This window comes from Streptomyces rectiviolaceus, assembly GCF_039533825.1.
GTDB classification, from domain to species: Bacteria; Actinomycetota; Actinomycetes; order Streptomycetales; family Streptomycetaceae; genus Streptomyces; species Streptomyces rectiviolaceus.
In genome coordinates this window covers 1-673 of record NZ_BAAAUG010000077.1, presented here as the reverse complement: position 1 = coordinate 673, position 673 = coordinate 1, and the positions used below count along the sequence as shown (strand labels likewise).

Here is a 673-nt window from a genome sequence, read left to right as displayed (position 1 = left end):
TGCCGCCACCCGCGGGCGGGCTCGCCGTCGATGACGACGCGGCCCGCGTCCGGCTTGTGGAGCAGGGCGGCGACCCGGGCCAGCGTCGACTTGCCGCAGCCGCTGGGGCCGAGAAGGCCGACGGAGGCGCCGGGCGCGAGCGTGAGGTCCACCCCCCGCATGACGGGGGCGCGGCGGTCGTATCCGGCGGTGATGGAACGGAGTTCAAGCACGGGGTGCCTCCAGCACGGCCGCCGTACGGGGGTGGTGGCAGGCGACCCCGCCCACCGGCTCGGGAACGGTCCCGCAGGCCTCGTCCGCCCCGGAGCAGCGCGCCGCGAAGGCGCATCCCGTGGGGAGCGCCGACAGTTCGGGCGGCATCCCGGGGATGGGCGTGAACTCCCGCTCCGGGAGGGCGTTCAGGAGTCCGCGCGCATACGGGTGCCGGGGGCCGGGGGTGCCGAAGAAGTCCTCGGCGTCGGCGAGTTCGACGATGCGGCTCGCGTACATCACGGCGACGCGGTCCGCGATGCGCTCGGCGGCCGCCAGATCGTGGGTGATCAGGAGCAGCGCGCGGTCCTCGCCGACGTGCCTGCGCAGCTCGTCCACCGTGCGGTCGACGAGGTCGCGGTCGAGGGCCGTCGTCGGCTCGTCGGCGAGCAGCAGCGGCGCGTCGCCGATGAGCGCGAGCGCG

General features: G+C 75.9%; 2 protein-coding genes. Both read right to left on the bottom strand.

Going from position 1 to position 673, the window contains the following annotated elements:
- The coding region (locus ABD378_RS21460) for an ATP-binding cassette domain-containing protein (RefSeq protein WP_344522559.1) at nucleotides 1-212 on the bottom strand (212 nt) is incomplete at its 3' end.
- A partial coding sequence (locus tag ABD378_RS21455; protein ID WP_344522558.1) for an oligopeptide/dipeptide ABC transporter ATP-binding protein occupies nucleotides 205-673 on the bottom strand: 469 nt, incomplete at its 5' end. The genes ABD378_RS21455 and ABD378_RS21460, both read right to left, overlap by 8 nt.